The sequence below is a fragment of the Rathayibacter sp. AY1F4 genome, assembly GCF_002931775.1.
GTDB lineage: Bacteria > Actinomycetota > Actinomycetes > Actinomycetales > Microbacteriaceae > Rathayibacter.
This window is the reverse complement of record NZ_PSVE01000023.1, coordinates 24,335-46,950: the sequence shown is the minus strand read 5'-3', so window position 1 is coordinate 46,950 and position 22,616 is coordinate 24,335. Positions and strand designations below refer to the sequence as shown.

Below are 22,616 nucleotides of genomic sequence, written 5' to 3'. Positions count from 1 at the left end.
GTCAGATCCGGGTCCCCGTCTTCGCGGCGAGGCGGAGGTAGACGCCGGCCGTGATCGCGAGCATCACCGCGTAGGCGCCGACGAACCAGCCCAGCGCCGTCGTGTAGTCGCCGAACTCGGTCTTGGAGAAGCCGAGCAGCTGGGGGATCACGAAGCCGCCGTAGGCGCCGATCGCCGAGATCAGGCCGAGCGCCGCGGCGGACGTGCGCTGGGCGCCGATGCCGTCGTCACCGCGCTGGCGGGCGCGGAGGGCGAACACCGTGGGGATCATGCGGTAGGTCGCGCCGTTGCCGATGCCGGCCGCCGAGAAGAGCACGAGGAAGCAGGCGAGGAAGAGCCAGAAGCTGCCGAGCGGCAGTGTCGCGATCACGCCGAGGATCCCGGCGCCCATGGCGACGAAGGCGAGGACCGTGACAGGCGCTCCGCCGAAGCGGTCGGCCAGACGGCCGCCGGAGGGGCGGGACAGCGAGCCCACCAGGGAGCCGAGGAACGCGAGGCCGACCGTCGCCGAGCCGACGGCGAAGCCGGAGAACTCGGGGAAGGTGTCGGCGATGAGCTTAGGGAACACGCCGGCGAATCCGATGAAGGACCCGAAGGTCCCGATGTAGAGCACGGCCAGCAGCCAGAGGTGCGGCTCGCGGAGCGCGGCGAGGGAGGCGGCGACGTCGGACTTCGCGGTCGAGAGGTTGTCCATGCGCTTGGCGGCGCCGATCATCGCCACGACGATCAGGGGGACCCAGAGGAAGCCGGCGATCGGCAGGTTCAGCGTGGCCGCGGCGCCGACGGTGATCGCGATCGGCACGACGAGCTGCGCGACGGAGGCGCCCAGGTTGCCGCCCGCGGCGTTGAGCCCCAGAGCCCAGCCCTTCTGCGCGTGCGGGTAGAAGAAGGTGATGTTCGCCATCGAGCTGGCGAAGTTGCCGCCGCCGAAGCCGGCGAGCGCGGCCACCAGGAGCATGACGCCGAACGGGGTCTCCGGATTCGAGACCGCGATGCCGAGTCCGACGCTCGGGATCAGCAGGAGGCCCGCCGACACGATCGTCCAGTTGCGGCCGCCGAAGCGGGGGACCATGAACGTGTACGGGATCCGCAGGGTGGCGCCGACGAGGCTCGGCATCGAGATGAGCCAGAAGATCTGCCCGGTGTCGAAGGCGAATCCGGCCGCCGGCAGCGAGACGACGACGACCGACCAGAGCTGCCAGACGACGAAGCCGAGGAACTCGGCGAAGATCGACCACCTCAGGTTGCGGGCGGCGACGGAGCGTCCCTCCGCCTCCCACTGGGCGGGGTCCTCGGGGTTCCAGCCGTCGATCCAGCGGCCCGGCCGTCGGATGATGCCGGTGGATGTGGCGGCGGTCGTGGGGACGGTGGTCGGGGGTGCAGCAGTCATCGTGGTCCTCCGGAGGGTGGGCGGCGCGCGCGAGGGCGCGCTCGGGACGGGGAGGTGGAGCGGTGGTGGTGCGGGGAGGAGGCGTCAGGCGTTGCGCCCGAACAGCTCCGAGACGATGTCGACCAGCTCGCGGGCGGGCGGATCGACGGCGGTGAGGAGGGGAGCGGAGGCGAGGTCGGCCCCCGCGGAGGCGGCCAGGCCGGCGAAGTAGCCGGGCGCGAGCAGGTAGCTGGCGACCACGACGCGCGCGCCGGGGTGGGCGGCGCGCTCGGCGGCGACCGCCTCCGCGATCCGCGGCTCGGCGGCCGAGATGAACGAGGTGCTCACCTCGCGGCCGAGCTCGGCGGCGAGGAGGCGGCCGGTGGTCCAGCAGTCCGCGACGGCACCGGCGTCGCTCGAGCCGGCGGCGGCGAGCACGACGCGGTCGCCGTCGTCGAGCCCTGCCTCGTGGAGCCGGCGGGCGAGCACGCGCGCCAGGCGGGGATCGGGTCCGAGCGCGCCCGAGACCCGCACCGGCCGCTCCGCCTCCGCCGCGGCCTCGGCCAGGTCGACGTGCACGTGGTAGCCGGCCGAGAGCAGCAGCGGCACGACCACCGCCGGCCGGCCCGGCTCGAGAGAGCCCAGGGTCGCGGGGACGTCGGGCTGCTGCACGTCGACGAAGGAGTCGAGCACGTCCAGCGCCGGGTTGGCCCGGCGGACCGCCTCTACCAGCGCGGCGACGGCACGCCTCCCGTCGTCGTCGGAGGTCCCGTGGGACGCGGCGACCAGAGCGGTCCGCTGGGCGACCTCGATCGTGCCGTCGCTCTCGCGCACCTGCCAGGTGGCGAGGTGCAGCTCCGCTCGTGTGAAGCAGGCGCCGGTCTCGAGGTCGAAGACGTCCTTGTGCAGGGGGGAGGCGATCGTGGGCCGCTGCACCCCGTCGACCAGACGCGAGCCGACGATGCCGCGCGAGAGCACGGCCGCGCCGGTCGCGGGGTCGAGGTTCGAGACGGCCCGCACCCGCCCGTCGGGCAGGAGGAACAGGGCGAGCTGCACACCGCCGACCAGGGCGGCCTCGCCCCAGAGCGGCTCGAGGTCGCCGACGGCGCAGACCGGCACCCAGGTGGTGGCGGTCGCGGGGGCGAGCCGATCGAGGAGGGTCATCGCTGCGCCTTCTTCCTGCGGGTGGGCCACCGCATCCGGTCGGACGCGATGAGGCAACGGTAGGGATCGCGCGTTTCGTGCGAGCACGCCTCCGGTGTCACGGGCGTAACGAAGCCCTCACGGCCTGCGGCGCTCGCCGAGAGGCGCGCGTCACACGCTGTTACACCGGGGCAACGGCGGGGAAACGGGCCGTCCCTACGGTGGACGTCATGACTCCTGGAGCGAACCCCGCCGCCCGGCCCCGACGCGTGCTCGTCGTCGGAGCGGGACCCGCCGCGCACCGCCTGGTCGACGCGCTCGTCGCCCGGGCCGGCGATCAGGCGCTGGAGATCACCGTCCTCGGCGAGGAGGTGCACCGTCCCTACGACCGCGTCGCACTCTCGAAGCGCCTCGACGGCGAGCACGACCTGACTCTGGGCGACGGCGCTCTGTGGGAGTCGGCGCGGCTGATCACCTCCTCCCGTGTCGTCGCGATCGATCCCGACCGCCTGCGCGTCGAGCTCGCGGACGGCCGCTCCCTCGAGGGCGACGAGATCGTCCTGGCGACGGGCTCCTCCGCCACGGTCCCGCCGATCGAGGGCGCCGAGCACGGCCGCGTCTACCGCACGCTCGAGGACGTGGACGGGCTCGTCGCCGAGCTCGCCGCGTTCCGCGTCCGGCGCGGACGCCCCGCGATCGTGGTCGTGGTCGGCGGCGGTCTGCTCGGCCTCGAGGCGGCGGGAGGCGCGCACCGGCTCGGTGCGCGCACCGCCCTCGTCCACTCCGGCCGCTGGCTGATGAGCGCGCAGCTCGACGAGGGCGCCGGGCAGGCCCTCGGCCGCATCATCTCGGCGCAGGGGATCGCGCTGCACCTCGGCAACCGGCCCACCGCGATCCTCACCTCGCCGACGGGGACGGTGCTCGGCGTCGCGCTGACCGACGGCAGCAGCATCAGCGCCGATCTCGTGGTCTTCTCCATCGGGATCACGGCGCGCGACGAGCTCGCCCGAGCGGTCGGGATCGAGGTCGCACCGCGCGGAGGCGTGGTCGTCGACGAGGCCTGCCGCACCAGCAGGGCGGGAGTCTGGGCCATCGGCGAGGTCGCCGCGATCGCCGGCCGCACGGTCGGGCTCGTCGCACCCGCCAACGCGATGGCGGAGGTGGTCGCCGACCGGATCCTCGGCGGCGACGCGACCTTCCCGGGGGTCGACGACGCCACCAAGCTCAAGCTCTCGGGCGTGGAGGTCGCCAGCTTCGGCGACGCCCTCGGCACCACGGAGGGAGCGCTCGAGGTCGTCTACGCCGATCCGGCCCGCGGTCTTTACCAGAAGGTCGTCGTCTCGGACGATGCGCGCACGCTGCTCGGCGGGATGTTCGTCGGCGACGCGGGCCCCTACTCCTCCCTCCGCCCGCTGCTGGGGCGCGAGCTGCCGGCCGAGCCCGGCGCCTACCTCGCGGCGGCGGGGGCGGAGGCGCCCTCGGGCGACCTTCCGGACGACGCCCAGGTCTGCTCGTGCAACAACGTCTCGGTCGGCGAGGTCCGCCACGCGATCGGCGAGGGGTGCACCGAGCTGGGGCCGCTCAAGGCCTGCACCCGCGCGGGCACCCAGTGCGGATCGTGCGTGCCCCTGGTGAAGAAGCTGCTCGACACGGAGCTGATCCGTGCGGGCGTCGAGGTCTCCCGCGCCCTCTGCGAGCATGTGGCGCTCAGCCGCAGCGAGCTGTTCGAGTCGGTCCGCATCCTCGGGCTGCACTCGGCCGAGCAGGTGATGGAGCGCTTCGGCTCCGGGCTGGGCTGCGACGTGTGCAAGCCGGTGATCGCCTCCGTCCTCGCCACCCAGACGAACGCCTACATCCTCGACGGCGGCCAGGCGCCGCTGCAGGACACCAACGACCGCGCCCTGGCCAACATGCAGAAGGACGGCACCTACTCCGTCGTCCCGCGGATCCCCGGGGGCGAGATCACGCCGGCGAAGCTCAAGGTGATCGCCGAGGTCGCCGAGCAGTACGGCCTCTACACGAAGATCACCGGCGGGCAGCGGATCGACATGTTCGGCGCCCGCCTCGAGCAGCTGCCCGAGATCTGGCGCCTCCTCGTCGACGCCGGCTTCGAGTCGGGTCAGGCGTACGGCAAGTCGCTGCGCACGGTCAAGTCGTGCGTCGGATCGACCTGGTGCCGCTTCGGAGTCCAGGACGCGGTCGGGATGGCGGTCTTCCTCGAGGAGCGGTACCGGGGTCTCCGCTCGCCGCACAAGTTCAAGCTCGGGGTCAGCGGCTGCGCCCGCGAGTGCGCCGAGGCGCGGGGGAAGGACATCGGCGTCATCGCGAGCGACCTCGGCTGGAACCTCTACGTCGGCGGCAACGGCGGCTACCAGCCGGCGCACGCCCAGCTGCTCGCGCAGGACCTCGACGACGAGACCCTGGTGCGCTACATCGACCGCTACGTCATGTACTACGTGCGGACGGCCGAGCGGCTCCAGCGAACCGCACGCTGGCAGGAGGAGCTCCCCGGCGGACTCGAGCACGTGCGCGAGGTGGTCTGCGAGGACTCGCTCGGCATCGCCGCCGAGCTGGAGGCCGCCATGGCCACGCACGTCGACACCTACGTCGACGAGTGGGCGGCGACCCTCGCCGATCCCGACCGGCTCCGCCGCTTCCGCTCCTTCGTGAACGCCCCGGACACCGCGGATCCGCGCGTCGCGACCGTGCGCGAGCGCGGGCAGGTCCGGCCCGCCGGCCGGGACGAGAGACCGGACGGACCCGTGCTGGTCGCGGGGCCGAGGATCCCCGTCGGTCCTGCCGGGATCGGATCGGACTCGTGATGCAGCTCTCCCTCGACCTCGCCGGACGCCGCGTGCTCGTGATCGGCACCGCCTCCGGGACCCGCCGCGTGCTCGCCCGCTACCGAGCCGCCGGCGCACTCGTCGAGCGGCACGACGCGGAGGACGCGCTCACCCCGGCGCCCCCGGCCCTGATCGTGTGGGTGGAGGGGCCGGCGCCGCTCCGAGCAGCGGCGGCCGAGCTCTGCCCCTGGATCGTCGACGAGGCCCCCGCGCCGACCCGGCCGGTCGGGCACGTCAGCATCGTCGGCGGCGGCCCCGGCGATCCGGATCTGATGACCCTCGCCGCCCGCCGCGCCCTCCGCGACGCGGACGTGGTGCTCTACGACCGGCTCGGTCCGCACGAGGGCCTTGCCGAGTGGGCGCCCGGCGCCGAGCTGATCGACGTCGGCAAGACGCCGGGTCATCATGCGGTGCCGCAGCACGAGATCGAGCGGCTGATGATCGAGCGGGCCCTCGCGGGTCTGGACGTCGTGCGCCTGAAGGGCGGCGATCCGTTCGTGTTCGGCCGCGGGTCGGAGGAGGTGCGCGCGTGCCGGCTCGCCGGCGTCGGCTCCACGGTCGTCCCCGGAGTGACCAGCGCGATCTCGGTGCCCGCCGCCGCCGGGATCCCGGTCACCCACCGCGAGGTCAGCAGGGCCTTCACCGTGGTCTCGGGCCATGCGCCGTTCAGCGGGCAGGAGCTCGGCCATCTGGCCGGGCTGGGCGGGACGATCGTGGTGCTGATGGGCGTGAACACCCTCCCGCACCTCGTCGTCGGGCTGCAGCGCGCGGGGATGCGCGCCGACACGCCCCTCGCGATCGTCGAGCGGGGCTGGTCGCGCGACCAGCGCACGACGGTCTCGTCGGTCGGCGGAGTGCTCGGCCTGCTCGCCGAGCTGGCACCGCGCTCGCCCGCCGTGATCGTCATCGGCGAGGTGGTCCGGCAGGCCGCGTGCCATGATGCGGGGGACCCCGAGAGCATCGCCCGAGCGGTCGATGCACTGACCGCGTGAGACCCCGAGGGGGCCGAGCATGACCGGCACCGATCCCGACGCCGCCGTGGGGTTCCGACCCGACCAGCTGGACGGCTTCCGCATCGGGGTCACCTCCGACCGCCGCTCCGAGGACCTGATCGCCGCGTTCGAGCGCCGCGGTGCCGCCGTCACGCACGCCCCCACCATCCGAATGCGCGGCGTCGACACCGAGGGCGCGCTCGAGGAGGAGACCCGCGCCATCGTCGCCGCCCGTCCCGACGTGCTCCTCGCCACCACCTCCTACGGCCTGCGGCGCTGGCTCGAGGCCGCGGACGCCGCGGGGATCGAGCTGGCCGACGCGCTGTCCTCCGCGCGGATCCTCGTCCGCGGACCCAAGGCGCGCGGAGCGATCCGTGCGGCGGGTCTCGACGACCACGGGATGAGCGAGCGCGAGACGACCACCTCCCTCGTCGACCTGGCCCTGCGCGAGGGCGTCGCCGGCCGCACGATCGCGGTGCAGCTGCACGGATTCACCGACCCGGCTCAGCTGCAGCGTCTCCGCGACGCCGGCGCCCGGGTGCTCACGGCCGCGCCCTACCGCTGGAGCGTGCACGAGGACTCCGCCCGGGTGCTGCGGCTGATCGACGCAGTCTGCGGAGGGGGCATCGACGCCGTCACCTTCACCAGCGCGCCGGCGGTGGAGGCGCTCTTCACGGTCGCGGAGGCCGCGGGCCGCCTCGACGACCTCCAGGCGGCCTTCCGCGAGACGGTGGTCGCCGCCGCCGTGGGCCCCGTGACCGCAGCACCCCTGGTCGAGGCAGGGATCCTCCCGGTCGTGCCGGACCGGTTCCGGATGGGCGCGCTCATCCGCCTGACCTGCGAGCACCTCGAGCAGGCGTCGCCCCGCATCGAGACGGCCTTCGGCACTCTCGAGCTCCGAGGCCGGCACGCCGTCCTGGCCGGGACCCGGGTGGCGCTGACCCCGGTCGCGCTCGCGCTGTTCCGGACTCTCGTCGCCGCCGAGGGCGCGACCGTCGCGCGTCACGTCCTCGCGGCATCCGCGCCGGAGGCTCTCGACGACCACGCGGTCGACGTCGCCGTCAGCCGCCTCCGTCAGGCCCTCCCCGAACCGCGGCTCGTGGCGACGGTGATCAAGCGCGGCTACCGGCTCGCGACCCCGCTCTGAGCGGCGGCGCGATGCCATACTGGGCGCGTGAGCAGGCTGAGGGTGGTCGTCGCGCCCGACTCGTTCAAGGGGTCGGCGAGCGCGGTCGAGGTGGCGCAGGCGCTCGCCGAGGGCTGGAGGTCGGAGCGCCCGGGCGACGAGGTCGTCCTCGCGCCGATGGCGGACGGCGGCGAGGGCACGGTCGACGCCGTCGCGCTCGCGGTCCCCGGAGCGCGACGCCACCCGATCGAGGTGCCCGGTCCGGACGACCGCCCGGTCCGCGCCGACTGGCTGCTGCTCCCTGACGGGACCGCCGTGGTCGAGCTCGCCTCCGCCAGCGGCATCACCCTGCTCGATCCTCTCCGCCCGCTGACGGCGCACACCCGCGGCTTCGGACGCGCGATCGCTGCGGCGCTCGACGCGGGAGCGCGGGAGCTGCTGCTCGCGATCGGCGGCAGCGCCTCGACCGACGGCGGAGTGGGAGCGCTCCGCGAGCTCGGCGCCCGCTTCACCACCGCCTCCGGCCACGAGCTCGGCGACGGAGGCGGTGCGCTGCCTGCACTCGCCGCAGTCGACCTCCGCGGGCTCCGGCCGCTGCCGCCCGGAGGCGCGGTCGTGCTCAGCGATGTCGTGACCCCGCTGCTCGGCGACTCCGGGGCGGCCCGCGTCTTCGGGCCGCAGAAGGGTGCCGGCCCCGAGGACGTCCTCCTCCTCGAGAGCGGCCTCCGCCGTCTCGCCGCACATCTGGACGCGGATGCCGACGCGCCGGGTGCCGGGGCGGCGGGCGGGACGGGCTTCGGGCTGTTCGCCTGGGGCGCGCGCCCGACCTCCGGCGCGGACGCCGTCGGACGGGCGATCGGGCTCCCGGCGCTCATCGAGGGCGCGGACATCGTGATCACGGGGGAGGGGCGCTTCGACGCGCAGTCCGCCGCGGGCAAGCTCCCCGTGCACGTCCTCGCGCTCGCCGAGGGGGCCGGGGCGCGGACCTTCCTCGTCGCCGGGGCGATCGAGGCGCCGACCTCCGTCTTCTCCGCGGCGGCGTCGCTGACGGAGGCGGCGGGCTCCGCGGCGGCGGCCCTCGCGGACCCCCTCCCGCACCTGCGCGCCGTCTCCCGGGGGTGGGCTGCGCGCGAGCTCTGACCGCTCGCGGTGTCGGTGGTCGGGCGTACCGTCCGGGCATGCTCCGCGATGCGATCCGACCACCACATCTTGTGGTCGAGCCGCCGCGCGGACCCCACCGGTCGGGCATGCCGACACGCCGTGGCGCGTTGTACACAGTGAACGGGATCCTTCTGTCCACACCTGTGGATGGTTCGTCCGGATCCGCGTCCTTCCGCGGTTCCACGGGCTCCGGCCTGTGGATGAACGGGGGAGGAACCGGTGGATAACTACACGGCTGTAACTACTACGTCTAGTGGGCTGACACCGGCCCGCCCCCTATATGTAGTATTGCTGAGCAGGTCGGAGCGCGAGCCCCACCGGCACCCAGAACTCACCCGGACCACCCTCCGACCCCGCCCGCATCGCGAGCCGCCGGTCGGGGAGCGGCACCGGGACACCCCCTCCGAAAGGCGACACCCATGGCTGTGACGGTCTACACCAAGCCCTCCTGCGTCCAGTGCACCGCGACGTACCGCGCCCTCGACAGCAAGGGCATCGACTACGAGGTGTTCGACCTCTCCGTGGACGAGAAGGCGCTCGAGGCCGTCAAGGCCCTCGGCTACCTCCAGGCGCCGGTCGTCATCACGGACGACGACCACTGGTCCGGCTTCCGCCCCGACAAGATCGCGACCCTCTGAGGCGCACGGGCGGTGTTCCGCGGCGTCGTCGGCGGGCGCCGTAGCGCCGTTACGGCTTCCTTCTCCGCCTTGGGGCTCACCACCCGTGCACCTCGGACGTGGACCGGAGAACAGCAGCTGACGAGGAGAGGGGCCGGACGATGAGCGGGCTCGTGTACTTCTCCAGCAGCTCGGGGAACACGCACCGGTTCATCGAGAAGCTCGGACGGCCGGCGCAGCGCATCCCGCTCCACGCCCGCCGCGACGGAGCCGCCCTCGACACGCTCCACGTCCACGAGCCGTACGTGCTCGTCCTCCCCACCTACGGCGGCGGCAACGGCGGAGGAGCGGTCCCCAAGCAGGTCATCCGGTTCCTCAACGATCCGTGCAACCGCTCCCTGATCCGCGGCGTCATCGGCGCCGGCAACACGAACTTCGGCGAGGCGTACTGCCTCGCCGGCGACATCATCGCCCGCAAGTGCGAGGTGCCGCACCTCTATCGATTCGAAGTATTCGGAACACCCGACGACGTCCGCGCCGTCGACGAAGGATTGGACACGTTTTGGACGCAGCAGTGATCGACGCTCCCCGCGACGCCGCACAGATGGACTACCACTCGCTCAACGCGATGCTGAACCTCTACGGCCCGAACGGAGAGATCCAGTTCGACAAGGACCGCGAGGCCGCTCGCGAGTTCTTCCTGCAGCACGTCAACCAGAACACGGTGTTCTTCCACACGCTCAAGGAGCGCCTCGACTACCTGGTCGAGAAGGAGTACTACGAGCAGGCCGTGCTCGACCAGTACTCGTTCGAGTTCATCCAGCAGCTCAACGACCTGGCGTACTCGAAGAAGTTCCGCTTCGCGACCTTCCTCGGCGCGTTCAAGTACTACACCTCGTACACGCTCAAGACCTTCGACGGGAAGCGCTACCTCGAGCGCTTCGAGGACCGCGTCGTGATGACCGCCCTCGGCCTCGCCCAGGGCGACGAGACGCTCGCGACCGCCCTCGTCGAGGAGATCGTCGCCGGCCGCTTCCAGCCCGCGACCCCGACCTTCCTCAACACCGGCAAGGCCCAGCGCGGCGAGCTCGTCTCCTGCTTCCTGCTGCGCATCGAGGACAACATGGAGTCGATCGCCCGCGGCATCAACTCCGCCCTCCAGCTCTCCAAGCGCGGCGGCGGCGTCGCCCTCTCGCTCTCGAACATCCGCGAGGCCGGCGCCCCGATCAAGCAGATCGAGAACCAGTCCTCGGGCATCATCCCCGTGATGAAGCTCCTCGAGGACAGCTTCAGCTACGCCAACCAGCTCGGCGCACGCCAGGGCGCGGGAGCGGTGTACCTCTCGGCGCACCACCCCGACATCCTCCGCTTCCTCGACACCAAGCGCGAGAACGCCGACGAGAAGATCCGCATCAAGACGCTCTCCCTCGGCGTCGTCGTGCCCGACATCACGTTCGAGCTCGCGAAGAACAACGAGGACATGTACCTCTTCTCGCCCTACGACGTCGAGCGCGTCTACGGCATCCCCTTCGGCGACATCTCCCTCTCGGAGAAGTACCGCGAGATGGTCGACGACCCGCGCATCAAGAAGACCAAGATCTCGGCGCGCGAGTTCTTCCAGACCATCGCCGAGATCCAGTTCGAGTCGGGCTACCCCTACATCGTGTTCGAGGACACGGTGAACCAGGCGAACCCGATCAAGGGCCGCATCAACATGTCCAACCTCTGCTCCGAGATCCTCCAGGTCAACACCCCGACGACCTACAACGAGGACCTCTCCTACGCGCAGATCGGCAAGGACATCTCCTGCAACCTCGGCTCGCTGAACATCGCGCTGACGATGGACTCGCCCGACTTCGGCCGCACCATCGAGACCGCGATCCGCGGCCTCACCTCGGTGTCCGACCAGTCGCACATCACCTCGGTCCGCTCGATCGAGGACGGCAACGACAAGTCGCACGCCATCGGCCTCGGCCAGATGAACCTGCACGGCTACCTCGCCCGCGAGCGGATCCACTACGGATCCGAGGAGGGCATCGACTTCACCAACATCTACTTCTACTCGGTGCTGTTCCACGCCCTGCGCGCCTCCAACAACCTCTCCATCGAGCGCGGCACCACCTTCGAGGGCTTCGCCGACTCGAAGTACGCCTCGGGCGAGTTCTTCGACACCTACACGGAGAAGGAGTGGGCGCCGGCCACCGAGCGCGTCTCCCGCCTCTTCGCCGACTCGGGCATCACGGTCCCCACCCGGGACGACTGGCGTGCGCTCAAGGCCTCGGTCATGGAGCACGGCATCTACAACCAGAACCTGCAGGCCGTCCCGCCGACCGGCTCGATCTCGTACATCAACAACTCGACGTCCTCGATCCACCCGATCGCGTCGAAGATCGAGATCCGCAAGGAGGGCAAGCTCGGCCGCGTCTACTACCCGGCGCCGTTCATGACGAACGACAACCTGGAGTACTACCAGGACGCGTACGAGATCGGTTACGAGAAGATCATCGACACCTACGCCGCGGCCACGCAGCACGTCGACCAGGGCCTCTCGCTCACGCTCTTCTTCAAGGACACGGCGACCACCCGCGACGTCAACCGCGCTCAGATCTACGCCTGGCGCAAGGGCATCAAGACGATCTACTACATCCGCATCCGTCAGCTGGCGCTCGAGGGCACCGAGCTCGACCAGTGCGTCTCGTGCATGCTCTAGAGCACGCAGCCCCACCCCCCTCCGCACGACCCATCCGCAGCAGCGAGAAGGAATCATGACTCCCCCCGAGAAGCTCAAGCTCGTCGACTCCGTCCAGGCGATCAACTGGAACCGGATCCAGGACGACAAGGACGTCGAGGTGTGGAACCGCCTCACGAGCAACTTCTGGCTGCCCGAGAAGGTCCCGCTGTCGAACGACATCCAGTCGTGGAACACGCTCACGCACCAGGAGCAGCAGCTCACCATGCGCGTGTTCACCGGGCTCACCCTGCTCGACACCGTGCAGGGCACCGTCGGCGCCGTCTCGCTCATCCCGGACGCGATCACGCCTCACGAGGAGGCCGTCTACACGAACATCGCGTTCATGGAGTCGGTCCACGCCAAGTCGTACTCCTCGGTGTTCTCGACCCTGTCGAACACCCAGGACATCGACGAGGCCTTCCGCTGGTCGATGGAGAACCCGAACCTGCAGAAGAAGGCGTCCATCGTGATGGACTACTACCGCGGCGACGACCCGCTGAAGCGGAAGGTCGCCTCCACGCTGCTGGAGTCGTTCCTCTTCTACTCGGGCTTCTACCTGCCGATGTACTGGTCCTCGCGCGCCAAGCTCACCAACACGGCCGACCTCGTGCGCCTGATCATCCGCGACGAGGCCGTGCACGGCTACTACATCGGCTACAAGTTCCAGAAGGGACTCGAGCGGGTCGACCAGGCCAAGCGCGACGAGATCAAGGACTACACGTTCTCGCTGCTCTACGAGCTCTACGACAACGAGGCGCAGTACACGCAGGACCTCTACGACCAGCTCGGCCTGACCGAGGACGTCAAGAAGTTCCTGCACTACAACGCCAACAAGGCGCTGATGAACCTCGGCTACGAGCCGATGTTCCCCAAGCAGGTCACCGATGTGAACCCCGCGATCCTGTCGGCCCTCTCGCCCAACGCGGACGAGAACCACGACTTCTTCTCGGGCTCCGGCTCCTCCTACGTGATCGGCAAGGCCGTGAACACCGAGGACGAGGACTGGGACTTCTAGGCGTCGACACCACGTCCCGGCCTCCACGGCGAACGGCCCCTCCCCTCGCGGGTGAGGGGCCGTTCCTCGTCTCCGGGCGGCGGGCGGGCGCCGGGTCACCGCACCCGGCGAGGCGCCGCCCTGTCGCCGAGGCGCCGTCCTGCCGGCGGCGCCTCGGCGACACCACGGTGTCTCGCGGAGCGGGGCCGGAGGGGCGGTCGTGGGCGCCGTCAGAGGGCCAGGCGCATCAGCACCCGGGGGAAGCCGTCGAGCACCGAGGTCGTGTCCGCGGCCTTCTCGAAGCCGGCGCGCTCGAACAGCGAGCGCGTGCCGACGTACGCCATCGTCAGGTCGACCTCCGTGCCGGCGTTGTCGACCGGGTAGCCCTCGACCGCCGGTGCCCCGTGGGCCCGGGCGAACTCGACGGCGCCCTCGAGCAGCGGATGCGAGATCCCGCGACCGCGGAAGCCGGGCCGCACGCGGAGGCACCACACGCTCCACACGTCGAGGGCGTCCACGTGCGGGATGCGCCGGTTCGTCGCGTAGCTCGTGTCGGTCCGGGGGTGCACCGCCGCCCAGCCGACCACCTCGTCGCCGTCGTACGCGAGGACGCCGGGCGGAGGATCCTCCGCGACGAGCTCCCGCACCCGGGCGCCGCGAGCGGGACCGGCGAGAGCCCGGTTCTCGACGGAGGAGCGGAGCCGGTAGCTCAGGCACCAGCACACGCTCGCGTCGGGGCGCTTCGGGCCGACCATCGTCGCCAGGTCGTCGAAGACGGTGGCCGCGCGCACCTCGATCGTCATGGCGGCAGCCTTCCACCGTCGCGATGTGCGGACAAGCCGTTCAGAAGTCAGGACGAACGACGAAGGACTCCCTCCCTGCCGCGGAACCGGGGTCGCGGCACCACGTTCGTCCGGCATCCTCAACGCCCTCCGCCGATTCACCACTCCGCCGGATGAATCGCACCAGCGCCCCCTGTTGGACGGCGCCCAGGCGGGGCGCCTACCGTGGACGAGGTATCCAACGAAGGAGCACTCCCTGTGAAGCACGTCCCCCTCGGCACCTCCGGTGTCGACTCCCCGAACGTCGTCCTCGGCCTCATGCGCATCCCCGAGATGAGCGACGAGGCGATCCGCGGCCTCATCGGCGCCGCCCGCGACTCCGGCATCGACTTCTTCGACCACGCCGACGTGTACGGCGGCGAGCTGCACCGCTGCGAGGAGCGCTTCGCCGAGGCGATGGCGCTCACCCCGTCGGAGCGTGAGCAGGTCGTCCTGCAGACCAAGGCGGGCATCGTCCCGGACGGCCCTTACTTCGACTTCTCGTACGAGCACCTGATCGCCTCGGTCGAGGGCTCGCTGAAGGCGCTGCGCACCGACTACGTCGACGTGCTGCTCCTGCACCGGCCCGACGCGCTCGTCGAGCCCGATGAGGTGGCCCGCGCATTCGACGAGCTGCACGCGTCCGGCAAGGTGAAGCACTTCGGCGTCTCGAACCAGACGCCGTACCAGATCGAGCTGCTGAAGAAGTCGCTGAACCAGCCGATCGTGGCGAACCAGCTGCAGCTCTCGATCACCCACGCGCCGCTGATCGCGCAGGGCGTCGCCTCCAACATGGTCGGCGAGGACCAGTCCGTCATGCGCGACGCCGGCATCCTCGACTACTGCCGCCTGAACGACATCACCGTGCAGGCCTGGTCGCCCTTCCAGGCGGGGTTCTTCACCGGCGTCTTCCTCGACAACCCGGCCTACCCCGAGCTGAACGCCGTCATCGACCGGCTCGCAGCGACGTACGAGGTCCCGGCGATCGCCGTGGCCACCGCCTGGATCACCCGCCACCCGGCGGGCATGCAGGTCGTGCTCGGCACGACCAACGAGCAGCGCGTGCGCGATGCGGCCCTCGGCTCCGATCTGCCGCTCACGCGGCCGGAGTGGTACGAGCTGTTCCGCGCGGCGGGCTACCTCGTCCCCTAGAGCTCCCACCCCGGAGGAAATGCGCGTCGGCGCAGAGAGGCACGGACTCCCCGGAGTCCGTGCCTCTTCCCGTCCCCGCGAGACGCCGGTCGGAACGCCCGCCGCGGTGTGCCGTGGACCGAAGCGGCATCTCGCGGCGGGGGAGGGGCGGGAATAGGAACGGCACCCCTGCGTTGAACTTGAGCGTAACCGACTCAACTTCCTCAGGAGGACAGGTGCCCGACAACTACAGCGAGGCCGGAGCGAGCTCGTTCGACGACTTCCTCGCCCGCTACCTCGACGGTGAGCGCGCCCGCGCGGCGCGGTCGATCGACCTCAGCCGATTCCTCACCGCCCGTACCCGCGACATCCTGCAGTCCGCAGGACGCTTCGCCCTCGAGCGCGGCCAGACCGAGCTCGACGCCCTGCACGTGCTCCGCGTGCTCATCGACGACGAGACCGTCTCGCAGGCCGTGCGCCGCATCGGCGTCGACCCGGCCGCCATCGCCACCGCCGCGGAGGCGCGCCTCCCGCACGCCGACGAGGCCCACGCCTCGCAGAACGCGGCCACCATCACCCCCAGCGCGCAGCGCGCGCTGTTCCACGCCTTCCAGGTCGCCCGCTCCAGCGGTTCGACCTACATCGAGCCCGAGCACCTCTTCTTCGCGCTCGTGCTCGGCCAGGACGCCCCCGCCGGGCAGGTCCTCGCCCGCGCCGGCGTCACCGCCGAGGCCCTCACCCAGGGCATGCGCGAGACCGAGGCCCCGCAGCAGCAGGAGGCGGGACAGCCCGCCTCCGACACTCCGATGCTCGACAAGTTCGGCACCGACCTCACCGCTCTCGCCCGCGAGGGCCGGCTCGACCCGGTCATCGGGCGCGCCGACGAGATCGAGCAGACCGTCGAGATCCTCAGCCGCCGCACCAAGAACAACCCGGTGCTCGTCGGCGAGGCAGGCGTCGGCAAGACCGCCATCGTCGAGGGCCTGGCCCGCGCGATCGTGGCGGAGGAGGTCCCCGAGCAGCTGCGCGGCAAGCGCGTGATCTCGCTCGACCTCCCCGGCATGCTGGCCGGCACCCGCTACCGCGGCGACTTCGAGGAGCGCCTCACCGGCACCATGGACGAGATCGCGGCGCACTCCGGCGAGCTGATCGTCTTCATCGACGAGGTCCACACCGTCGTCGGTGCGGGCGGCGGCGGCGAGGGCGGCATGGACGCGGGCAACATCCTCAAGCCGCGTCTGGCCCGAGGCGAGCTGCACCTCGTCGGCGCCACCACGCTCAAGGAGTACCGCACCATCGAGAAGGACCCGGCACTGGAGCGGCGCTTCCAGCCGGTCCGCGTCGGCGAGCCCGGCATCGAGGACGCGGTCGCCATCCTGCACGGCCTGCGCCCCGCCTACGAGGAGCACCACCGGGTGCGCTTCACCGACGAGGCCCTCCGCGCCTCCGTCGAGCTCTCGGCCCGGTACCTCACCGACCGCGTGCTGCCCGACAAGGCGATCGACCTGATCGACCAGGCCGGCGCGCGCCTCCGCCTCCGCCTCGGAGCCGGCGTCGACACCGGAGCTCTGCTCGAGCGTCTGGCGACCCTGGAGGCCGACAAGAACGCGGCCGTCTCGGCCGAGCACTACGAGGAGGCGTCCCGCGTCCGCGACGAGATCAGCGCCGTGCAGGCGGGGCTCGACGCGGCCACCGGCAGCGCCCCCGCGGAGGCGGTCGTCGGCGAGACCGAGATCGCCGCCGTCATCGCCCGCGCCACCGGCATCCCGGTGTCGCGGCTCACGGAGGGGGAGCGCGAGCGCCTCGCGCACCTCGAGACCGAGCTGCACCAGCGGGTCATCGGCCAGGACGACGCGGTCACCGCGGTCGCCCGGGCCGTCCGCCGCAGCCGCACAGGCCTCGGCGACTCCTCGCGCCCGGTCGGCTCGTTCCTCTTCCTCGGCCCGACCGGTGTCGGCAAGACGGAGCTGGCGCGCACCCTCGCCGGCTCCCTCTTCGCCGACGAGCAGTCGGTCATCCGCTTCGACATGAGCGAGTTCGGCGAGCGTCACACGGTCTCGCGGCTGGTCGGCGCCCCTCCCGGGTACGTCGGCTACGACGAGGCCGGTCAGCTGACCGAGCGCGTGCGCCGGAACCCGTACTCGGTGGTCCTCTTCGACGAGATCGAGAAGGCGCACCCCGACGTGTTCAACCTGCTGCTGCAGGTGCTCGACGACGGGCGTCTGACCGACGGCCAGGGGCGGACGGTCGACTTCCGCAACACGGTGATCATCATGACCTCGAACCTCGGCTCGGAGTTCCTGGCCTCGCGGTCGGGTGCGCTCGGCTTCGTCGCTCAGAGCGACGCGTCGGCCGAGGGCTTCGCCTCGGAGAAGGACCTGCGCGATCGCGTCATGGGCCGTCTCCGCGAGGCGATGCGCCCCGAGTTCCTCAACCGGATCGACGAGATCGTCCTGTTCCGCCGCCTCGGCCGCGAGCAGCTGCGGGAGATCGTCGGCATCGTCCTCGACACCACGCGCTCCCGCCTCGCTCCCCGCGAGGTGACGCTCGAGGTGACGGAGGCGGCCGTCGACTGGCTCGCCGAGAACGGCTACGAGCCGCAGTACGGCGCCCGGCCCCTGCGCCGGCTCGTCCAGCGCTCCATCGACGACCGGATCGCCGACCTGTTCGTCAGCGGCGAGGTCTCCGACGGAGGCGCGGTCCGCGTCGACGCCGTCGGCGGCGAGCTGCTGGTGACCTCGGCCGCCGCCCTCCCGCTGGCCGCGTAGCCGGTCCCGCTCCGACCCCCGTCCCTCCTCCTCCCGCGAGACACCGCTCGTGACGACGGCACCGCCCGTCGTCGCGAGCGGCGCCCGCGGAGGGGGAGGGGCGGGGGTCTCCGCGTCCTCACGGCTTGCCACAGCGGTCCCGGCGGGATAGACACGAGAGCACGAGAACCGGAGGCACGATGTCGAACCCGCGCTACTACGACCCCGTGGGCAAGGCGGTCCGGGCGCTGCTCGTGCTGAGCCTCGTCTGCTTCGCCCTGGCGGTGGGCATGTTCGCCCTCGACATCGTCATGCCCGGCACCATGACGGACGAGCGACGGCCCTGGGCCGAGGCCAGCGGGGCGCTCGCCTCGTTCGGCGTGCTGGCCCTCATCGTCTACTTCGCGACCGTCGCGATCGTCGGCGCGATCCGGGGCCGCGGGCAGTAGCCCCGGCTCCGACGCCCTCGTCCGACAGGAACGCGTCCGGCCCGCGGGATCCGAGGATCCTCGCGGGCCGGACGCGTTCTCGCGAGCCGTCAGGCGCCGGTCAGGGGCACTTCTTCGCGGTGATCGTCACCTTCAGCGTGGCGTCCGGAGCGACGGGGGAGCCGCCGGCCGGCTCCTGCCCGGTGACCTGGCCGGCGTCGGGCGCCTTCGGGTCCTCGGCGCAGGCGAGCGTGATCTTCGTGAAGCCTGCGGCGCCGAAGGCGTTCTTCGCGGCCTCCAGATCCTGGCCCGTCACGTTCGGCACGGTCTTCTGGTTGCCGGAGCTGGTGAACACGGTGATCGCGGTGCCGCGCGGGGCCGAGCCCGACGGGTCGGCGCGGGTGACCGTCCCGACCGCGGCGTCGCTCGCCTCCGTGCCGCCCTGCACGACGCCGAAGCCGGCCGCCTCGAGCTTGGCCTCGGCGTCGGCGGAGGAGAGTCCGACGACATCCGGGATGTCGACCTTCGGGACGACCTGCAGCGAGCCGTCGGCCTCCGGGAACTCCGTCCCGCCGTACGTCGCGTCGGCGGCGCGCATGACGACCGGCCAGATGCGGTGGCGCGCGGTGGCGGCGGATCCGGAGTCGAAGGAGTAGCGGCCGAGGCGCAGGTTCGCGTCGCCCTTCACGTTGAACACGCCGACGGCGGTCGCGACGCGGGTGCTCGCTCCGGTCATCCAGGTGGCCTTCGCATCGTCGGTGGTGCCGGTCTTGCCGATCAGCGGAACGCCGTCGCCGGTGCGGGAGGCCACGGCCGTCCCTCCGCCGGTGAAGGTCGCCTGCAGCGCGACGGCCGCGGTGGCGGCGACGTTGCGGTCGATCGACTGGCGGCAGTTCGCCGGGGGCACCGGCTGGTCGGCTCCGGCGGAGTCGGTGATGCGGTCGATCGCGACGGGGTCGCAGGTCGTGCCGCCGGAGGCGATGGTGGCGAAGGCGCCGGCCATCGAGAGGGGCGAGACGTAGTTCGTGCCGAGCACCGACGACGGGTTGTGCTCGAGCTCCTCGCCGCTGCCCTGCTTCACGCCCATGTCGACCGCGGTGTCGCGGATGCCGCATAGGTCGAGCTCGCGGGCCATGCCGACGAAGCCGGTGTTGAGGGAGGTCTTCGTGAAGGACACCGGGGTGCCGACCTCGCCGGTGCCGCCCTCGTCGTTCTTCGCGCTCGTCTCGTTGCTCGTGTCGGTGCCGCCGGAGACGCAGGAGTCCGTGAAGGTGCCCCAGGTGGACTTGCGCGTCCCGTCGACCGACTCGTTGATGCTGTGGCCCTCCTTCAGCCACTCCACCAGGGTGAAGAGCTTGTAGGTCGAGCCCGGCTGGATCCCGGAGGATCCGCCGTTGGCCCGATCGGTGCTGTAGTTCACGGCGCTGTAGGACGGGTCCGTCGTGAGGACGTCCGGATCCTGCGAGTACTTCTTGTTCTGCGTCATCGCGAGCACGCGCCCGGATCCGACCTCGACGCTGACCGAGACGGCTCCGACGTCGAAGTTCCAGGTCTGCGGGACCTGCGCGTCGACGGCGGCGACGGCCGCGTCCTGCAGGCCGACGTCGAGCGTCGTGTAGACGTCGAGGCCGCCGCGGCGGAAGTTGGTCCAGCGGGTGTCCTCGTCGGCGCCGAAGATCTCGTTGTTCTTCAGGACGTTGGTGACGTAGTCGCAGAAGAAGCCCGCGTTGCCCGCGGTCGAGCAGCCGGTGCTGGGCTGGGTGATGCGGGGCTCGATCGGAGTGGCGACGGCGGCGTCGTGGTCCTCCTGCGAGATCTTCCCCTCCTCGAGCATCTTGCCGATGATGTAGTCGCGGCGGTCCTTGTTGCGGGCGTAGCCGTTCGCGGCGCCGTTGTCCGGGTTGTCGGGCTGGTCGATCCGCAGGACGGCCGGGTTGTTGACGATCGCGATGAGGCTCGCGGCCTGGGCGATCGAGAGGTCCGCGGCCGAGGTCGCGTAGTAGTAATTCGCGGCGGTCTCGAGGCCGTAGGTGGTGCCTCCGAAGAACGCGATGTTGAGGTAGCCCTGGAGGATCTGGTCCTTGGTGTACTGCTTCTCGAGGCCGATGGCGAGCTTCATCTCGCGGAGCTTGCGCTCGGGGGAGGTCCGGGTGGCCTCGTCGATGGCGGCCGCGCGCTCGGCGTCGTCCGAGATGTTGCGGACGGCCTTCTCGACGAGGACGTTCTTCACGTACTGCTGGGTGATCGAGGATCCGCCCTGCACGTCGTTGCCGAGCACGTAGGTCTGCGCGACGGCGCGGAGGGTGCCGGGGAGGTCGACTCCGCCGTGGTCGTAGAAGCGGGGGTCCTCACCCGAGACGGCGGCGTCCTTGGCGGCCTGGGCGATGCGGTCGAGCGGCACCTCGACGCGGTTCTCGACGTAGAAGGAGGCGAGCAGCTGCGGGGAGCCGTCGGAGCCGGTCGCGTAGATGTTGCTCTTCTCGGAGAGCTTGTCGACCTCGAGGAAGTCGGGCAGGCCGTCGAAGACGCCGATCGACTGGTTCGCGGCGACTCCGGCGAGCGCCACGGCCGGGGTGACGGTGGCGGTCACGAGGACTCCGGCCACGACGCTCATGCCCAGGAAGCCCACGATCGCCTTGACCACACCACCGGTGGTCCTTCTGTCGGACGCCAAACCTTCTCCTTCGCGAATCCCCCCGGATGCTGCGACGACCGCGGCCGACGCCCTGCACGCTCCGTACGGCAGGTCAACCTCGACAGACTAACCCGAGAGCCCTCGAAGACGAAGGCCCGGCCAGAGGCCTGAAAAGACCCTGACCGCCGCCCGGGGGACGGTGTTCCCTAGGCTGTCGGCATGGCGAGCCCCTTCTCCGACCCCCGACCGGCCGACGCGACGACCCCGGAGGCCGCTCCGGTCGCGCCTCCGCAGGCCGTCCCCGCACCGCCCACGGGCGCCCTCTCGTACGCTCTCGGCTTCCTCGCGTTCATCGGGATCCCGTTCCTCAGCCTCATCGTGGGCGGCATCGTCATGGCGTCCGTGTACCCCTCCGCCCGGAGGAAGGGCGGGCTCGCCGCCGAGAACGCGCGGAACGCGGCGAACTGGGGTCTGACGGTGATCCTGATCGGGGTCGTGACGCTCGGCGCGCACGTCGTGCTGCTCTTCGCCGCCTCCGACACCCCGCTGGCGAAGGGCTTCTACCCGATCGGCATCCCGATCACGCTGTTCGCCGTGCTCTGGCTGGTGCACTTCGTGCTGATCATCTGCGGACTGGTGAAGGCGAATCAGCGCGAGGTGTTCCGTCCGCGCATCGCGATCCCGTTCCTCCGCCCGCCCGCGGCCTGAGCTCAGGCGCTGACGGGCCAGAGGTAGTCGAGCCCCGGCGGCGTGCCGGGGAACAGCGGGCCGTAGTGGTCCTCGTCCTTGGCCACGAGCTTCGAGCGGTGCGAGAGGTGCAGCCGCTCGTCGCCGAACCACGGCGGGAGCGGGTAGTCGCCGGTCAGGTAGGCGGCGAGATCCTCCGGGGCGGCGGCGAGGGCCTCCTCGGTCTTCACGAGGCACGTGTCGGCGAAGCCGCGCTCCGTCCACTCCGCGCAGGTCTCGCGCTGGTAGGTCATCAGCGCCGGCCGGTAGCCCCGCCACATCCGCGTGACGGGGTGGTTCTGCCAGCCGTACCCCGGGACGGTCAGCGCCCGCATGACCTGCAGCGTCTCGACGCGCTGCTTGCCGAGCCGCTTGCCGTCGAGGGCGCGGACGCTGCGGTGGAAGTCGGGGTAGGGGAGGAAGGTCTGCACGCCTCCCAGTCAACAGCGGCCCGTCTCCCTCCGGCCACCCTCCCGTCACGCCGATGTCGCCTGGCGTGCGTAGCGTCCGGGGCATGACCGGACTCCCCCTCCTCGCCACCGACGACGTGCAGCTGCGCTGGGCGCGGCCCGAGGTCCTCGACTCCGCCCGCCACCGGATGCTGCGCCTGCTCACCCTCGCCGAGCGCCTGCGCTACGAGGCGACGAGTCGGCGCGAGGTCCGGGACGGCTTCCTCCTCGGCCGGGTCCTCGTGCGCGAGCTGGCGGCGGAGACGCTCGGGATCGATCCCCTCGAGGTCGCCGTGGACGCGCGCTGCCAGCGCTGCTCCGGACCGCACGGCCGTCCGGTGCTCCGCGGCGAGCACCCGGCGCTGGAGCGGATGCGGATCAGCATCGCGCACTGCGACGGCGCGGTGGTCGCGGCGCTGGCGACCGGACGCGACATCGGGATCGACGCGGTGCGCGCCCGCAGCGTCCGCGACCGCGTGGCCTCCGGGGCGACGACGGCGGAGCAGGTGCTCGCCGACCTGCGCTCGCAGGCGGTCGCGAAGGCCGACGGGCGCGGGACCTCGAGCGACGAGCCCGTCCGCTTCCGCACCAGGGAGGGTGCGACCGAGGCCTGGATCGAGGGCTCGAGCCGCTACTTCGCCGTCTCGGAGCCGGCGGTCCACTCCGCGCTCGTCGTGGCGGTCGCGGTCGCTCAGGAGTGACC

General features: G+C 71.5%; 18 protein-coding genes. 13 read left to right on the top strand and 5 right to left on the bottom strand.

Annotated features, from left to right (window positions below):
• Window position 1: 1 nt before the first annotated feature.
• Together C5C59_RS13760 and nirD are read right to left on the bottom strand one after the other, a co-directional pair.
• On the bottom strand, window positions 2-1,390 hold the full coding sequence (locus C5C59_RS13760; RefSeq protein WP_104224352.1) for an MFS transporter: 1,389 nt from the start codon (window positions 1,388-1,390) through the stop codon (window positions 2-4).
• Between the two features lie 84 nt (window positions 1,391-1,474).
• Window positions 1,475-2,533, bottom strand: coding sequence for a nitrite reductase small subunit NirD (gene nirD, locus C5C59_RS17715; protein ID WP_104238253.1), 1,059 nt, complete (start codon window positions 2,531-2,533; stop codon window positions 1,475-1,477).
• A 209-nt stretch (window positions 2,534-2,742) separates the two neighbouring features.
• Between nirD and nirB the strand changes: the two genes are divergently transcribed.
• The 8 genes from nirB (at window position 2,743) to nrdF (ending at window position 12,997) form a co-directional block, all read left to right on the top strand.
• Complete coding sequence (gene nirB / locus C5C59_RS13750) at window positions 2,743-5,334, top strand: nitrite reductase large subunit NirB (protein WP_104238267.1); 2,592 nt, start codon at window positions 2,743-2,745, stop codon at window positions 5,332-5,334.
• A complete protein-coding gene (gene cobA, locus C5C59_RS13745; protein ID WP_104238266.1) occupies window positions 5,334-6,347 on the top strand; it encodes a uroporphyrinogen-III C-methyltransferase in 1,014 nt (337 codons plus the stop codon). Before nirB ends, cobA begins: the two co-directional genes overlap by 1 nt.
• Window positions 6,348-6,366: 19 nt before the next feature.
• On the top strand, window positions 6,367-7,494 hold the full coding sequence (locus tag C5C59_RS13740) for a uroporphyrinogen-III synthase (protein ID WP_104238252.1): 1,128 nt from the start codon (window positions 6,367-6,369) through the stop codon (window positions 7,492-7,494).
• A 36-nt stretch (window positions 7,495-7,530) separates the two neighbouring features.
• A complete protein-coding gene (locus C5C59_RS13735) occupies window positions 7,531-8,613 on the top strand; it encodes a glycerate kinase (protein WP_104238265.1) in 1,083 nt (360 codons plus the stop codon).
• Window positions 8,614-9,053: 440 nt separating this feature from the next.
• Entirely contained in the window at window positions 9,054-9,272 is a 219-nt protein-coding gene (nrdH, locus tag C5C59_RS13730) for a glutaredoxin-like protein NrdH (RefSeq protein ID WP_068255139.1), read from the top strand.
• A 140-nt stretch (window positions 9,273-9,412) separates the two neighbouring features.
• Window positions 9,413-9,829 (top strand): class Ib ribonucleoside-diphosphate reductase assembly flavoprotein NrdI, encoded by a 417-nt coding sequence (gene nrdI / locus C5C59_RS13725; RefSeq protein WP_104224357.1) that lies wholly within the window; start codon window positions 9,413-9,415, stop codon window positions 9,827-9,829.
• Window positions 9,830-9,855: 26 nt separating this feature from the next.
• Window positions 9,856-11,961, top strand: coding sequence for a class 1b ribonucleoside-diphosphate reductase subunit alpha (gene nrdE, locus C5C59_RS13720; protein WP_104238264.1), 2,106 nt, complete (start codon window positions 9,856-9,858; stop codon window positions 11,959-11,961).
• Window positions 11,962-12,016: 55 nt separating this feature from the next.
• On the top strand, window positions 12,017-12,997 hold the full coding sequence (gene nrdF / locus C5C59_RS13715) for a class 1b ribonucleoside-diphosphate reductase subunit beta (protein WP_104224358.1): 981 nt from the start codon (window positions 12,017-12,019) through the stop codon (window positions 12,995-12,997).
• Window positions 12,998-13,206: 209 nt separating this feature from the next.
• On the opposite strand, the gene C5C59_RS13710 is transcribed toward nrdF, so the two are convergent.
• On the bottom strand, window positions 13,207-13,779 hold the full coding sequence (locus tag C5C59_RS13710) for a GNAT family N-acetyltransferase (protein ID WP_104238251.1): 573 nt from the start codon (window positions 13,777-13,779) through the stop codon (window positions 13,207-13,209).
• 237 nt (window positions 13,780-14,016) lie between these two features.
• On the opposite strand from C5C59_RS13710, the gene C5C59_RS13705 reads away from it, so the two are divergent.
• From C5C59_RS13705 to C5C59_RS13695, 3 genes are all read left to right on the top strand, one after another.
• Window positions 14,017-14,949 carry an aldo/keto reductase family oxidoreductase gene (locus tag C5C59_RS13705; RefSeq protein WP_258062785.1) on the top strand — a complete coding sequence of 311 codons (933 nt, stop codon included), beginning with the start codon at window positions 14,017-14,019 and terminating at the stop codon, window positions 14,947-14,949.
• Window positions 14,950-15,164: 215 nt separating this feature from the next.
• Complete coding sequence (locus C5C59_RS13700) at window positions 15,165-17,696, top strand: ATP-dependent Clp protease ATP-binding subunit (RefSeq protein ID WP_104238250.1); 2,532 nt, start codon at window positions 15,165-15,167, stop codon at window positions 17,694-17,696.
• Between the two features lie 179 nt (window positions 17,697-17,875).
• On the top strand, window positions 17,876-18,124 hold the full coding sequence (locus tag C5C59_RS13695; RefSeq protein WP_104224361.1) for a hypothetical protein: 249 nt from the start codon (window positions 17,876-17,878) through the stop codon (window positions 18,122-18,124).
• Window positions 18,125-18,224: 100 nt separating this feature from the next.
• Here C5C59_RS13695 and C5C59_RS13690 read toward each other — a convergent pair whose 3' ends face one another.
• Complete coding sequence (locus tag C5C59_RS13690; RefSeq protein ID WP_258062784.1) at window positions 18,225-20,777, bottom strand: transglycosylase domain-containing protein; 2,553 nt, start codon at window positions 20,775-20,777, stop codon at window positions 18,225-18,227.
• A 180-nt stretch (window positions 20,778-20,957) separates the two neighbouring features.
• On the opposite strand from C5C59_RS13690, the gene C5C59_RS13685 reads away from it, so the two are divergent.
• Window positions 20,958-21,446, top strand: a complete 489-nt coding sequence (locus tag C5C59_RS13685; RefSeq protein ID WP_104238249.1) for a DUF4870 domain-containing protein — start codon at window positions 20,958-20,960, stop codon at window positions 21,444-21,446.
• A 2-nt stretch (window positions 21,447-21,448) separates the two neighbouring features.
• On the opposite strand, the gene C5C59_RS13680 is transcribed toward C5C59_RS13685, so the two are convergent.
• Window positions 21,449-21,895, bottom strand: coding sequence for an MSMEG_6728 family protein (locus tag C5C59_RS13680; protein WP_104238248.1), 447 nt, complete (start codon window positions 21,893-21,895; stop codon window positions 21,449-21,451).
• Window positions 21,896-21,978: 83 nt separating this feature from the next.
• Between C5C59_RS13680 and C5C59_RS13675 the strand changes: the two genes are divergently transcribed.
• Window positions 21,979-22,614 carry a 4'-phosphopantetheinyl transferase superfamily protein gene (locus C5C59_RS13675; RefSeq protein WP_104238247.1) on the top strand — a complete coding sequence of 212 codons (636 nt, stop codon included), beginning with the start codon at window positions 21,979-21,981 and terminating at the stop codon, window positions 22,612-22,614.
• Window positions 22,615-22,616 lie beyond the last annotated feature (2 nt).

What these genes read in the sequence shown, in the direction of transcription:
- C5C59_RS13695 (WP_104224361.1), top strand. Translation starts at nt 17,876, where the DNA reads ATGTCGAACCCGCGCTACTACGACCCCGTGGGCAAGGCGGTCCGGGCG.
- C5C59_RS13685 (WP_104238249.1), top strand. Translation starts at nt 20,958, where the DNA reads ATGGCGAGCCCCTTCTCCGACCCCCGACCGGCCGACGCGACGACCCCG.
- C5C59_RS13675 (WP_104238247.1), top strand. Translation starts at nt 21,979, where the DNA reads ATGACCGGACTCCCCCTCCTCGCCACCGACGACGTGCAGCTGCGCTGG.
- C5C59_RS13760 (WP_104224352.1), bottom strand. Translation starts at nt 1,390, where the DNA reads ATGACTGCTGCACCCCCGACCACCGTCCCCACGACCGCCGCCACATCC.
- nrdF (WP_104224358.1), top strand. Translation starts at nt 12,017, where the DNA reads ATGACTCCCCCCGAGAAGCTCAAGCTCGTCGACTCCGTCCAGGCGATC.
- nrdH (WP_068255139.1), top strand. Translation starts at nt 9,054, where the DNA reads ATGGCTGTGACGGTCTACACCAAGCCCTCCTGCGTCCAGTGCACCGCG.
- C5C59_RS13710 (WP_104238251.1), bottom strand. Translation starts at nt 13,779, where the DNA reads ATGACGATCGAGGTGCGCGCGGCCACCGTCTTCGACGACCTGGCGACG.
- nrdE (WP_104238264.1), top strand. Translation starts at nt 9,856, where the DNA reads ATGGACTACCACTCGCTCAACGCGATGCTGAACCTCTACGGCCCGAAC.
- cobA (WP_104238266.1), top strand. Translation starts at nt 5,334, where the DNA reads ATGCAGCTCTCCCTCGACCTCGCCGGACGCCGCGTGCTCGTGATCGGC.
- C5C59_RS13740 (WP_104238252.1), top strand. Translation starts at nt 6,367, where the DNA reads ATGACCGGCACCGATCCCGACGCCGCCGTGGGGTTCCGACCCGACCAG.
- nirD (WP_104238253.1), bottom strand. Translation starts at nt 2,533, where the DNA reads ATGACCCTCCTCGATCGGCTCGCCCCCGCGACCGCCACCACCTGGGTG.
- nrdI (WP_104224357.1), top strand. Translation starts at nt 9,413, where the DNA reads ATGAGCGGGCTCGTGTACTTCTCCAGCAGCTCGGGGAACACGCACCGG.
- nirB (WP_104238267.1), top strand. Translation starts at nt 2,743, where the DNA reads ATGACTCCTGGAGCGAACCCCGCCGCCCGGCCCCGACGCGTGCTCGTC.